Origin of the sequence: Streptomyces ardesiacus (genome assembly GCF_003112575.1) — a bacterium.
Lineage (GTDB): Bacteria > Actinomycetota > Actinomycetes > Streptomycetales > Streptomycetaceae > Streptomyces > Streptomyces ardesiacus.
The window spans coordinates 210,668-223,633 of record NZ_BEWC01000010.1; the positions used below are offsets into that span (position 1 = coordinate 210,668).

Here is a 12,966-nt window from a genome sequence, read left to right on the forward strand (position 1 = left end):
ACCGGGCGCCGTCCGGCGTGGGCGGGCGGGGCGAGTGCCCCGCCCCGGCGTCGTCCGGTCCCGGCGCAGCGGTGGGCCGAGGCGCGCACGCGGCCCGGTGCGGCGGGGTACCCCTGCGCCCGCCCTCCCCCACTCCCGGCTTCGATCGGGCGGGGCCCCCGTCGCCCCGGCGGCCCGCGGCTGCGGGGCTAGTGGGCTGCCGACTCCCAGTCGTCGCCCGCGCCCACCGAGACGCCCAGGGGGACCCTGAGCCGCACCGCGTCGGCCATTTCGCGGCGGACCAGTTCTTCCGCCGCCGCACGCTCGCCCGGGGCGATCTCCAGGACGATTTCGTCGTGGACCTGGAGGAGCATGCGGGACCGGAGGCCGGCCTCGCTCAGCGCCCGGTCCACGTTGAGCATGGCGATCTTGACGATGTCGGCCGCCGTGCCCTGGATCGGCGCGTTCAGGGCCATGCGCTCGGCCGCCTCGCGGCGCTGGCGGTTGTCGCTGTTGAGGTCGGGCAGGTAGCGGCGGCGGCCGAAGAGGGTGGCCGTGTAGCCGGTGGCCCGTGCCTCGTCGACGACGCGGCGCAGGTAGTCGCGTACACCGCCGAAGCGCTCGAAGTAGGCGTCCATCAGGCCGCGGGCCTCGGCCGCCTCGATGTTGAGCTGCTGGGAGAGGCCGAACGCGGACAGGCCGTACGCCAGGCCGTAGGACATGGCCTTGATCTTGCGGCGCATCTCCGCGTCCACGGCCGACTGCTCGACGGAGAAGACCTGGGCCGCCGCGGTGGTGTGCAGGTCCTCGCCGGAGGTGAACGCCTCGATCAGGCCCGCGTCCTCGGAGAGGTGGGCCATCACCCGCAGTTCGATCTGGCTGTAGTCGGCCGTCATCAGGGACTCGAAGCCCTCGCCGACCACGAAGCCGCGGCGGATGGCGCGGCCCTCGTCGGTGCGGACCGGGATGTTCTGCAGGTTCGGGTCCGTGGAGGAGAGGCGGCCGGTCGCGGCGACGGTCTGGTTGAACGTGGTGTGGATGCGGCCGTCCGCGGCGATCGTCTTGATCAGGCCCTCCACCGTGACGCGCAGCTTGGCCTGCTCGCGGTGGCGCAGCATGATCACCGGCAGCTCGTTGTCCGTCTGGGCGGCGAGCCAGGCCAGGGCGTCGGCGTCGGTGGTGTAGCCGGTCTTGGTCTTCTTGGTCTTGGGCAGGTTCAGCTCGCCGAAGAGGACCTCCTGGAGCTGCTTGGGCGAGCCCAGGTTGAACTCCCGGCCGGCCGCCGCGTGGGCCTCCTTCACCGCCTGCTGGACGGCGCCCGCGAACATCTGCTCCATGGCCTGGAGGTGCTCCCGGTCGGCCGCGATGCCGTGCCGCTCCATGCGGGCGAGCAGGGCGGACGTGGGCAGCTCCATGTCGCGCAGCAGGTCGGCGGCGCCGACGTCCGCGAGGCGGCCCTCGAAGGCCTCGCCGAGGTCGAGGATGGCGCGGGCCTGCACCATCAGCGCCTCGGCCTCGGCGCCCTCGTCCGCGCCGAAGGCGAGCTGCCCGTCGGCCGCGGCGGCGGGGGCCAGCTCGCGGTGCAGGTACTCCAGGGACAGCGCGTCCAGGTCGAAGGAGCGGCGGCCCGGCTTGACCAGGTAGGCGGCCAGCGCCGTGTCCATGCCCACGCCGGCGAGGCTCCAGCCGTGCTCGGCGAAGACGCGCATCGCCCCCTTGGCGTTGTGCAGGACCTTCGGCCGGTCCGGGTCGGAGAGCCAGGCCCGGAACGCCGTGTCGTCGGCCTCGTCGGTCTCCGTCGGGTCGAACCAGGCGGCCTTCCCGTCGGCCGCCGCCAGCGCGACCTCGGTGACCGATCCGGTGCCCAGCGCCCAGGTGTCGACCGTGGCCACGCCGAGCGGCTGCTGCCCGTGCTCGGCGAGCCAGCCGGCCAGCTCGCCCGTGCCCAGCACCGTGCCGTCCAGCTCCACGCCGTCCGCGACCACCGGGGCGGCCTCGGCCTCCGCGGCACCCGGGTCGACGGCGTAGAGCCGCTCGCGCAGGGACGGGTTGCGGATCTCCAGGGTGTCCAGGATCATCGCGACGCCCTTGCGGTCGTACGCGGTCCGCTCCAGGTCGGTGACGGTCCTCGGCAGCTCGACCCGGCGCTCCAGCTCGGTGAGCCGGCGGTTGAGCTTGACGGACTCCAGGTGGTCGCGGAGGTTCTGCCCGGCCTTGCCCTTGACCTCGTCGACGCGCTCGACCAGCTCCGCGAAGGAACCGAACTGGTTGATCCACTTGGCGGCCGTCTTCTCGCCGACGCCGGGGATGCCGGGCAGGTTGTCGGACGGGTCGCCGCGCAGCGCCGCGAAGTCCGGGTACTGGGCGGGGGTCAGTCCGTACTTCTCGAAGACCTTCTCCGGGGTGAAGCGGGTCAGCTCGGAGACGCCCTTGGTCGGGTACAGCACCGTGGTGTGCTCGCTGACGAGCTGGAAGGAGTCCCGGTCGCCGGTGACGATCAGGACGTCGAAGCCCTCGGCCTCGGCCTGGGTGGCCAGGGTGGCGATGACGTCGTCCGCCTCGAAGCCCTCGACGGCGAAGCGGGGAACGTGCATGGAGTCGAGCAGCTCGCCGATCAGCTCGACCTGCCCCTTGAACTCGTCCGGGGTCTTGGAGCGGTTCGCCTTGTACTCGGTGAACTCCTCGGAGCGCCAGGTCTTGCGGGAGACGTCGAACGCCACCGCGAAGTGCGTGGGCGCCTCGTCACGCAGGGTGTTGGCCAGCATCGACGCGAAGCCGTAGATCGCGTTGGTCGGCTGGCCCGTCGCGGTCGTGAAGTTCTCCGCGGGCAGCGCGAAGAACGCGCGGTACGCCAGCGAGTGCCCGTCCATGAGCATCAGCCGCGGTCGGCCGCCGGAGGTGCTGTCGGTCTTCTTCGATGCTGTCTTCGCCACGACACCGATCCTGCCACGTGCCACTGACACTCGGCCCCGCCCTCGCCGTTCCGCGCCGGGCGCCCGACGGCGCCGCCGCGGGTTCCGCAAGCTTTGCTCACCACCTCCGCCCCTCCCGGACGGCCTCGGCGCGGGCGGGGCGTGCGAGGATCGGAGACGTACTTCACAACGCGTAAGCGAAGGAGCGCGCGATGGCGAGCAAGCCGCCCCAGGGGGATCCGGTTCAGGACGCGCCGCAGGTCTCGGAACCCAAGCACGCGGCGGCGGGCATCCCCGCCATCGGCCACACCCTGCGGATCGCGCAGCGGCAGATGGGTGTGAGGCGGACGGCGCTGACGCTGCTGAGCGTCAACCAGAAGGACGGCTTCGACTGCCCGGGCTGCGCCTGGCCGGAGGGCGACCACCGGCACAAGGCGGAGTTCTGCGAGAACGGCGCGAAGGCCGTGGCCGAGGAGGCCACCCTGCGCCGGGTCACCCCGGAGTTCTTCGCCGCGCACCCCGTGGCCGACCTCGCGACCCGCAGCGGCTACTGGCTGGGCCAGCAGGGCCGGCTGACGCACCCGGTGTACCTGCCCGAGGGCGGCGAGCACTACGAGCCGGTCACCTGGGAGCGTGCCTTCGACATCGTCGCGGAGGAGATCGCCGCGCTGGACTCGCCCGACGAGGCCGTCTTCTACACCTCGGGGCGCACCAGCAACGAGGCGGCGTTCCTCTACCAGCTCTTCGCCCGCGAGCTGGGCACCAACAACCTGCCGGACTGCTCCAACATGTGCCACGAGTCGTCCGGCTCGGCCCTGTCCGAGACCATCGGCGTCGGCAAGGGCAGCGTCCTGCTGGAGGACCTGTACGAGTCCGACCTGATCATCGTGGCCGGCCAGAACCCGGGCACCAACCACCCGCGGATGCTCTCCGCCCTGGAGAAGGCCAAGGCGAACGGCGCGCGGATCATCAGCGTCAATCCGCTGCCCGAGGCCGGTCTCGAGCGCTTCAAGAACCCGCAGACGCCCAAGGGGCTCACCGCCGGCGCCTCGCTCACCGACCTGTTCCTGCAGATCCGCCTCGGCGGCGACCAGGCCCTGTTCCGGCTCCTCAACAAGCTGATCCTGGAGACCGAGGGCGCGGTCGACGAGGCGTTCGTCGAGGAACACACGCACGGCTACGAGGAGTTCGCCGCGGCGGCCCGCGCCGCCGACTGGGACCGGACGCTCGCGGCGACCGGTCTGTCGCGCGCGGAGATCGAGGAGGCGCTGCGCATGGTGCTCGCCTCGAAGCGCACCATCGTGTGCTGGGCGATGGGCCTGACCCAGCACAAGCACTCGGTGCCGACCATCCGCGAAGTGGTCAACTTCCTTCTGCTGCGCGGCAACATCGGGCGCCCCGGTGCGGGCGTGTGCCCCGTGCGCGGCCACTCCAACGTGCAGGGCGACCGCACGATGGGCATCTTCGAGCGGCCCGCGCCCGCGTTCCTGGACGCCCTGGAGAAGGAGTTCGGCTTCGCCCCGCCGCGCGAGCACGGCTACGACGTCGTCCGGGCCATCCGCGCGCTGCGCGACGGCGAGGCGAAGGTCTTCTTCGCCATGGGCGGGAACTTCGTCTCCGCCTCGCCCGACACGGAGGTCACCGAGGCGGCCATGCGCCGCGCGCGGCTCACCGTGCACGTGTCGACGAAGCTGAACCGCTCGCACGCGGTCACGGGCGCGCGGGCGCTGATCCTGCCGACGCTGGGCCGCACCGAGCGCGATCTGCAGGGCGGCGGCGAGCAGTTCGTGACCGTGGAGGACTCCATGGGCATGGTGCACGCCTCCCGCGGCAGGCTGGAGCCCGCGAGCCGTCACCTGCTGTCCGAGCCGGCGATCGTGTGCCGGCTGGCGCGCCGGGTGCTGGGCGAGGACAGCCGCACGCCGTGGGAGGAGTTCGAGAAGGACTACGCGACGATCCGGGACCGCATCGGGCGGGTCGTGCCGGGCTTCGAGGACTTCAACGCGCGCGTGGCGCGTCCCGGCGGCTTCGCCCTCCCGCACGCCCCGCGCGACGAGCGCCGCTTCCCGACGGCCACCGGCAAGGCCAACTTCACCGCCGCGCCGGTCGAGTTCCCCGAGCTGCCCGAGGGCCGGCTGCTGCTGCAGACGCTGCGCTCGCACGACCAGTACAACACCACGATCTACGGCCTGGACGACCGTTACCGGGGCATCAGGAACGGCCGCCGGGTCGTCCTGGTCAACCCCGAGGACGCCCGGAAGCTGGACGTCGCGGACGGCGCGTACGTCGACCTGGTGAGCGAGTGGCGGGACGGGGTGGAGCGGCGGGCGCCCGGTTTCCGCGTCGTGCACTACCCGACGGCCCGGGGCTGCGCGGCGGCGTACTACCCGGAGACCAACGTCCTGGTGCCGCTGGACGCCACCGCGGACACCAGCAACACCCCGGCCAGCAAGTCCGTGGTCGTCCGTCTGGAACAATCGGCGACCGACTGAGCGTTTGCTCAGCGACGTGGCCGGCCGGTCACGCCGGCCGTGGCGGCCGGCCGGCGGGCCCACCGACGGATCGAGGAAACGGAGCCGGCCCATGGGCGAGCAGCAGCAGGTGCAGTTCCCGCAGGAGGTCATCGACGAGTACGCCGCGCTCGGCGTCGACCTGCCCGCGCTGTTCTCCGCCGGTCATCTGGGCACCCGCATGGGCGTCCAGATCGTCGAGGCGTCGGCGGACCGGGTCGTCGGCACCATGCCGGTGGAGGGCAACACCCAGCCGTACGGGCTCCTGCACGGCGGCGCCTCGGCCGTGCTGGCCGAGACGCTCGGGTCGGTCGGCTCGATGCTGCACGGCGGCGCCTCGAAGATCGCCGTTGGCGTCGACCTGAACTGCACCCACCACCGCGGCGTCCGCTCCGGCCTGGTCACCGGGGTGGCCACGCCGGTGCACCGGGGCCGCTCCACGGCGACGTACGAGGTCGTGATCAGCGACGAGCAGGACCGCCGGGTGTGCACGGCCCGGCTGACCTGCCTGCTGCGGGACGTGAACCCCGGCGACGCGGCCCCGGCGCCCGCGGCGGGCTGAGCGCCCCGCGCCGGGCGCCCCACGCCGGGCGCCCGGCATCGCGCGTGCAGGACGCTGGACGGCGGCGCGCCCTGCGGCGACCATCAGTCGATGGGACCCTCGAACCGGCAGTACGGCGTCCTGCGGGAGGCCGTGGACGCGGCACGGGCCGCAGGGCGAGGCCAAGGCGCCTGCGCGGCCGTGCAGTTGACGGGCGCCCAGGCGTGGCGGTCGGGCGCCGAAGGCCGGCGCGACGGCGCTTCCGGCCACAACCCGCGGCAGTCGTGAGCGGCATCGGCCCCGTCGAGCCGGGCGAGGACACCCGCGTCCGGGAGGCACCGCCGCCCCGGCCGCGCGGCCGCCTCGCCCGGGCCTTCGCACGCCACCGCAGGGCCGTCCTCGTCTGCGGCGCCGCCCTCCTCGCCCTGGCGGGCGGGGGATACCTGTACGCGAGCCGGCCGCAGCCGAGCCCCCCTCCCCCGCCGCCCTACCCGTCCCAGGCGATCGACCTCGTCTACGGGGCCCCCGCGACCGGCTCCCCGGAGCCCGCGGCCGGCGCCTTCACCTTCGTGGTGCTGCTGAGCGTGCGCTCGGGACCGCCCGTCACCGTGACCCGGCTGACCCAGCCCTACGACGGCCTGTCGGTGACCACCTCCCCCGCGGCACCTTTCCAGACAAATTCGCATTCCGCCCGCAAGATCATCGTGACCCTCCGGGTGACGGAATGTGAGAAAGCGCCCCGGAATCCCGGACTCCCTTTCCTGGATGTAACACTGCGTAATGCGCGCGCAATAGAGGCCCACAGTTTCATCCTGGGCACGCGCTATGCGCGCGACCTCTCCAAGGCCCTCGAAGCCGCCTGCGGCAGGGATTCCAGGTAATCACCAAAACGCCCCAGACGCCTGAACACGCCCGGTCGGTCCTGCGAGTTCTCAGCATACGGACAGGGCGAATCGGCCTGAATTCAGCCCTTCTTCCCCGCCAGTACCGCTCTGCAATACCAAGTGTCATAACAAGAGAGTCACAGCCTGAGTCAGACCCTCCTCCACCTTCCCTGCACACGCTTAGAGTCACGGCCAGTCACCGCGCCGTCGGATTGTCATTTCGGCCTCGCGCTCGACTCGACCGCCTCCACGGGGAAGCGGCCGTGCCAGGGAAAGGACTGATCGTGCGTCAACGTTCGCTCATCGCCATCACCGCCGCTCTGGCGGCGGGAGCGCTCACCCTCACCGCCTGCGGCTCGCGCGACGACGACGGCGGCTCCGACTCCGGCAACGGCGGCGGTGGCACCACCGTCGTCATCGGCGTCGACGCCCCGCTGACCGGCGACCTGTCCGCGCTCGGCCTCGGCATCAAGAACTCGGTGGACCTGGCGGCGAAGACCGCCAACAAGGAGAAGCACGTCGAGGGCATCACCTTCAAGGTCGAAGCCCTCGACGACCAGGGCCAGGCCTCCGTCGGCCAGCAGAACGCCACCAAGCTCGTCGCCAACAAGGACGTGCTCGGTGTCGTCGGCCCGCTGAACTCCTCCGTCGGCGAGTCCATGCAGAAGGTCTTCGACACCGCCAAGCTGGTCGAGGTCTCGCCCGCCAACACCAACCCGGCCCTCAGCCAGGGCGTGGACTGGCAGACCAAGAAGGTCCGGCCGTACAAGTCGTACTTCCGCACCGCGACCACGGACGCCATCCAGGGCCCGTTCGCCGCGCAGTACGTCTACAACGACGCCAAGAAGAAGAAGGTCTTCGTCATCGACGACAAGAAGACCTACGGCGCCGGCCTGGCCGCCACCTTCACCGAGGAGTTCAAGAAGCTCGGCGGCAAGGTCGTCGGCACCGAGCACATCAACCCCGAGAGCAAGGACTTCAGCGCGGTCGCCACCAAGGTCAAGAACGCGGGCGCCGACGTCGTCTACTACGGCGGCGAGTACCCGCAGGCCGGCCCGCTGAGCAAGCAGATCAAGGAAGCCGGCGCCAAGATCCCGCTGGTCGGCGGCGACGGCATCTACAGTGCCGACTTCATCAAGCTGTCGGGTGCCGCGGGCACCGGCGACCTCGCCACCTCGGTCGGCGCGCCCGTCGAGGAGCTCCCCTCCGCCAAGGAGTTCGTCGCCAACTACAAGAACGCCGGCTACAAGGAGGCCTACGAGGCCTACGGCGGCTACTCCTACGACTCGGCGTGGGCGATCATCGAGGCCGTCAAGAAGGTCGTCGAGGACAACGACGGCAAGCTTCCCGACGACGCCCGCGCCAAGGTCGTCGACGCGATGCAGAACGTCTCCTTCGACGGAGTGACCGGCAAGGTCTCCTTCGACGAATTCGGTGACGCCACCAACAAGCAGCTCACCGTGTACTCCGTCAAGGACGGGGCGTGGGGCACCGTGAAGTCCGGCACCTTCACCGGCTGATCACCGCCCGCACCACTCCCAAGAGCCGCGCGGGGCGCTGTTCCACTGGCGCCCCGCGCGGACTCGCATCCGGCCCCATCCGTCGAACATTGCGAAAGTCTCGGAGGACATGCGGTGAACGAACTGCCGCAGCAGCTGGTCAACGGCCTGCTACTGGGATCCATGTACGGCCTGGTCGCCATCGGCTACACAATGGTCTACGGCATTGTCCAGCTCATCAACTTCGCCCACGGCGAGATCTTCATGGTCGGCGCCTTCGGCGCCCTCACCGTACATCTGTACGTCTTGCCCGACGGCACCTCCATCTGGGTGGCGCTGCCCCTGATGCTGCTCGGCGCCGTGATCGTCTCGGTCCTGGTCGCCATCGGAGCGGAACGGTTCGCCTACCGCCCGCTGCGCGGCGCGCCCCGCCTGGCCCCGCTCATCACCGCCATCGGTCTCTCCCTGGCGCTCCAGCAGGCCGTCTGGGCCTTCTACCCCGAGGCGAAGTCCAAGCTGCCCTTCCCGCAGATCGAGGGCGGCCCCTTCAGCATCGGCAGCGCCACGCTGCAGACCGGCGACATCTTCCTGCTGATCGCCGCGCCCCTCAGCATGGCCTTCCTCGCCTACTTCGTGATGCGCACCCGCACCGGACGCGGCATGCAGGCCACCGCGCAGGACCCCGACACCGCGAAGCTGATGGGCGTCAACACCGACCGCATCATCGTGGTCGCCTTCGCCCTCGGTGCCGTCTTCGCCGCCGTCGGAGGTGTCGCCAGCGGCCTCAAGTACGGCCAGATCGACTTCAAGATGGGCTTCATCCTCGGCCTCAAGGCCTTCACCGCGGCGGTCCTCGGCGGCATCGGCAACATCTACGGCGCCATGATCGGCGGGGTGGTCCTCGGCGTGGTCGAGACGCTGGCCACCGCCTACATCGCCGACATCCCCGGCCTGGACAAGTTCGGCAGCCAGTCCTGGGCCGAGGTCTGGGCCTTCATCCTCCTCATCCTCGTGCTGTTGTTCAGGCCACAGGGCCTGCTCGGCGAACGCGTTGCGGACAGGGCGTGACACCGATGACCACACAGACTCCCCCTTCCACCGCCCCGGCCGCCCCCGCCACGGACACGCCCACCGGCCTCATCGGCATACCCGCGCACCTCGGCCGCGCCCTCGCCACCGGCGGCAGCGCCCTCGCCGTCGTCTCCACGTTCCTCGCGTGGACCTGGACCGCCGAGTTCCCCGGCGACCTCACCGTCTACGGCTACCCCGGCGGACTCCAGGTCCTCGTCCTCGTGGGCGGCGCGCTCGCCACCCTGCTCGGACTCTCGTCCTACGGCGTCAGGGGACTGGGCTGGCTCACCCCGGCCGGCGGCGACGCCGCCCTCAAGTACGCCACGCTCGGCACCTTCGCCACCGCCTGGTACACCGTCCTCGCCATCAGCTTCGACCTGGGCGGCCTGGTCAACCTGGAGCCCGGCGGCTACGTCGTCGCGGCGGCCACGCTGATCGCCCTCGTCGGCGCCCTCGCGCTTCCCTTCGAGCGGCCGGAACCCGACCCGTTCGACCCGGACGACACCGGCTGGGAGCGGTTCAAGCACGAGAGCGGCCACCGCTGGGCCACCGTGCGGGCGGCCTTCACCTCGCACAGCCCCGGCCCCGTGCGCGCCCTGCCGTCCTACGTCGAGATCCTGATCATCGTCGCGGTCCTGGCGCTCGCCCTGGTGGTCTTCACCTACGGCATCGGCACCGAGTACGACGAGCTCTTCGTCGGGTTCCTGATCACCGCCGGCTTCGGGTTCAGCGCCCTCAACCGCTCCGGCCTGATCGCCCACGCCTCGCAGATCACCGCGCGGCACCAGAACATCACCGTCTGCGGTGCCTTCGTCGCGGCGGCCTGCTTCCCCTTCACGCAGACCGACGACCAGTACGCCACCCTCGGCGTCTACATCCTCATCTTCGCCACGGTCGCCCTCGGTCTGAACATCGTCGTCGGCCTCGCCGGCCTGCTCGACCTCGGCTACGTCGCCTTCCTCGGCGTCGGCGCCTACGCGGCCGCCCTCGTCTCCGGCTCGCCCAGCTCGCCGCTCGGCGTCCACTTCCCGTTCTGGGCCGCCGTGCTCGTCGGGGCCGTGGCCTCCCTGATCTTCGGTGTGCTCATCGGCGCCCCGACCCTGCGGCTGCGCGGCGACTACCTCGCCATCGTCACCCTCGGCTTCGGTGAGATCTTCCGCATCGCGGTCAACAACACGGACGGCACCTCGGGTCCGGACATCACCAACGGCTCCAACGGCATCGCGTCCATCCCGGACCTGAACATCCTCGGCTTCGACCTCGGCATCCAGCACGACATCGCCGGGTTCACCATCGGCCGGTTCGCGAACTACTTCTTCCTGATGCTCGTCATCACGGCCGTGGTCGTCCTCGTCTTCCGGCGCAGCGGCGACTCCCGCATCGGCCGTGCCTGGGTCGCCATCCGCGAGGACGAGACCGCGGCGCTCGCCATGGGCATCAACGGCTTCCGCGTCAAGCTCATCGCCTTCGCCGTCGGCGCCACCCTCGCCGGTCTCGCGGGGACCGTCCAGGCGCACGTCACCTACACCGTGACCCCCGAGCAGTACCTGTTCGCCGGCACCACCCCGCCCAACTCCGCCTTCCTGCTCGCCGCGGTCGTCCTCGGCGGCATGGGCACCATCGCCGGACCCCTCATCGGTGCCGCGCTGCTCTTCCTGATCCCCAACAAGCTCCAGTTCCTCGGCGACTACCAGCTCCTCGCCTTCGGTCTCGCGCTGGTCCTGCTGATGCGCTTCCGGCCCGAGGGACTCATCCCCAACCGGCGCCGCAAGCTGGAGTTCCACGAAGAGGCCGACGCGCCCACAGTCCTGAGCAAGACAGGGGCCTGACCACCATGACCACCGACACCACCACCAAGGACACCTCCCCGGGCGCCTCCGCCCCCGGCACCACCGTCCTCGACGCACGCGGCGTCACCATGCGCTTCGGCGGTCTCACCGCCGTCCGCGACGTCGACCTCACCGTCAGCAGCGGCGAGATCGTCGGGCTCATCGGCCCCAACGGCGCCGGCAAGACGACCTTCTTCAACTGCCTCACCGGTCTCTACATCCCGACCGAGGGCGAGGTCCGCTACAAGGGCCAGGTCCTGCCGCCCAAGTCCTTCAAGGTCACCGCGGCCGGCATCGCCCGGACGTTCCAGAACATCCGGCTCTTCGGCAACATGACCGTTCTGGAGAACGTCCTCGTCGGCCGTCACACCCGCACCAAGGAGGGCTTCTGGTCGGCCGTCCTGCGCGGCCCCGGCTTCCACAAGGCCGAGGCGGCGTCCCGCGAACGCGCCACGGAACTGCTGGAGTTCGTCGGCCTCGGGGCCAAGGCCGACCACCTCGCGCGCAACCTGCCCTACGGCGAGCAGCGCAAGCTCGAGATCGCCCGCGCCCTCGCCAGCGAACCCGGACTGCTGCTCCTCGACGAGCCCACCGCCGGTATGAACCCCCAGGAGACCCGGGCGGCCGAGGAACTCATCTTCGCCATCCGCGACCGCGGGACCGCCGTCCTCGTCATCGAGCACGACATGCGGTTCATCTTCAACCTCTGCGACCGCGTAGCCGTCCTCGTCCAGGGCCAGAAGCTCGTCGAGGGCGACGCCGCCACCGTCCAGGGCGACGAGCGCGTCATCGCCGCCTACATCGGTGAACCCCTGGAGAACGACCCCGGCGCCGCCGAGGCCGCCGAAGTCGAGGCCGCCGAAGCCGCCGCCGAGGCCACCACGGACGCCGCGCCCGGCAAGGAGAACGACCGATGACCGCACTCCTCGAAGTCGAGGACCTCAAAGTCGCCTACGGGAAGATCCAGGCCGTCAAGGGCATCTCGTTCAAGGTCGAGGCCGGCGAGGTGGTCACCCTCATCGGCACCAACGGCGCCGGCAAGACCACCACGCTGCGTACGCTCTCCGGGCTCCTCAAGCCCGTCGGCGGCCAGATCAGGTTCAACGGCAAGTCGCTGAAGAAGATCCCCGCCCACAAGATCGTCTCCCTGGGGCTGGCCCACTCGCCCGAGGGCCGGCACATCTTCCCCCGCATGACCATCGAGGACAACCTCCGCCTCGGTGCCTTCCTGCGCAGCGACCGGGCGGGCATCGAGAGGGACATCCAGCGCGCCTACGACCTCTTCCCGATCCTCGGGGAGCGCCGCAAGCAGGCCGCGGGCACCCTCTCGGGCGGTGAGCAGCAGATGCTCGCCATGGGCCGCGCACTGATGTCCCAGCCCAAGCTGCTCATGCTGGACGAGCCCTCCATGGGCCTCTCGCCGATCATGATGCAGAAAATCATGGCGACCATCGCGGAGCTGAAGTCGCAGGGCACCACCATCCTGCTCGTCGAGCAGAACGCCCAGGCCGCCCTCTCCCTGGCCGACCACGGGCACGTCATGGAGGTCGGCAACATCGTCCTGTCCGGCAGCGGCCGGGACCTGCTCCACGACGAGTCGGTCCGCAAGGCCTACCTCGGCGAGGACTGACGCGACCGGCGGACCGTGCACACGGCTGAGGCCCGCGCCCCCGGACCGGGGACGCGGGCCTCACTCGTACGCCCGGGGACGGACCGGGGACCTGCCCTGGTTCAGTCCTGG

At 70.9% G+C, this 12,966-nt stretch carries 10 protein-coding genes; 9 read left to right on the top strand and 1 reads right to left on the bottom strand.

Going from position 1 to position 12,966, the window contains the following annotated elements; translation table 11 throughout:
• Window positions 1-188 precede the first annotated feature (188 nt).
• Window positions 189-2,912: a DNA polymerase I gene (gene polA / locus Sdi02f_RS30920; protein WP_030402244.1), complete on the bottom strand. Its 2,724-nt coding sequence runs from the start codon at window positions 2,910-2,912 to the stop codon at window positions 189-191.
• Window positions 2,913-3,103: 191 nt separating this feature from the next.
• Here polA and Sdi02f_RS30925 point away from each other — a divergent pair, with 191 nt between their 5' ends.
• The 9 genes from Sdi02f_RS30925 to Sdi02f_RS30960 all read left to right on the top strand — a co-directional run bounded on the left by Sdi02f_RS30925 (window position 3,104) and on the right by Sdi02f_RS30960 (window position 12,855).
• Complete coding sequence (locus tag Sdi02f_RS30925; RefSeq protein WP_030402243.1) at window positions 3,104-5,383, top strand: FdhF/YdeP family oxidoreductase; 2,280 nt, start codon at window positions 3,104-3,106, stop codon at window positions 5,381-5,383.
• Window positions 5,384-5,474: 91 nt separating this feature from the next.
• A complete protein-coding gene (locus tag Sdi02f_RS30930) occupies window positions 5,475-5,963 on the top strand; it encodes a PaaI family thioesterase (protein WP_031185528.1) in 489 nt (162 codons plus the stop codon).
• 90 nt (window positions 5,964-6,053) lie between these two features.
• Entirely contained in the window at window positions 6,054-6,230 is a 177-nt protein-coding gene (locus tag Sdi02f_RS35715; RefSeq protein WP_159107671.1) for a hypothetical protein, read from the top strand.
• The gene (locus Sdi02f_RS30935; RefSeq protein WP_030402241.1) at window positions 6,227-6,823 is read left to right on the top strand and encodes a hypothetical protein; all 597 of its coding nucleotides are present in this window, start codon (window positions 6,227-6,229) and stop codon (window positions 6,821-6,823) included. The genes Sdi02f_RS35715 and Sdi02f_RS30935 overlap by 4 nt, the downstream gene beginning before the upstream one ends.
• 287 nt (window positions 6,824-7,110) lie before the next feature.
• Window positions 7,111-8,346 carry a branched-chain amino acid ABC transporter substrate-binding protein gene (locus Sdi02f_RS30940; RefSeq protein ID WP_030402240.1) on the top strand — a complete coding sequence of 412 codons (1,236 nt, stop codon included), beginning with the start codon at window positions 7,111-7,113 and terminating at the stop codon, window positions 8,344-8,346.
• A 114-nt stretch (window positions 8,347-8,460) separates the two neighbouring features.
• Window positions 8,461-9,393: a branched-chain amino acid ABC transporter permease gene (locus Sdi02f_RS30945; RefSeq protein ID WP_030402239.1), complete on the top strand. Its 933-nt coding sequence runs from the start codon at window positions 8,461-8,463 to the stop codon at window positions 9,391-9,393.
• Between the two features lie 5 nt (window positions 9,394-9,398).
• A complete protein-coding gene (locus Sdi02f_RS30950) occupies window positions 9,399-11,225 on the top strand; it encodes a branched-chain amino acid ABC transporter permease (RefSeq protein WP_030402238.1) in 1,827 nt (608 codons plus the stop codon).
• A gap of 5 nt (window positions 11,226-11,230) precedes the next feature.
• Entirely contained in the window at window positions 11,231-12,142 is a 912-nt protein-coding gene (locus Sdi02f_RS30955; protein ID WP_030402237.1) for an ABC transporter ATP-binding protein, read from the top strand.
• Window positions 12,139-12,855 carry an ABC transporter ATP-binding protein gene (locus Sdi02f_RS30960; protein ID WP_030402236.1) on the top strand — a complete coding sequence of 239 codons (717 nt, stop codon included), beginning with the start codon at window positions 12,139-12,141 and terminating at the stop codon, window positions 12,853-12,855. The genes Sdi02f_RS30955 and Sdi02f_RS30960 overlap by 4 nt, the downstream gene beginning before the upstream one ends.
• The last annotated feature ends 111 nt before the right edge of the window (window positions 12,856-12,966 follow it).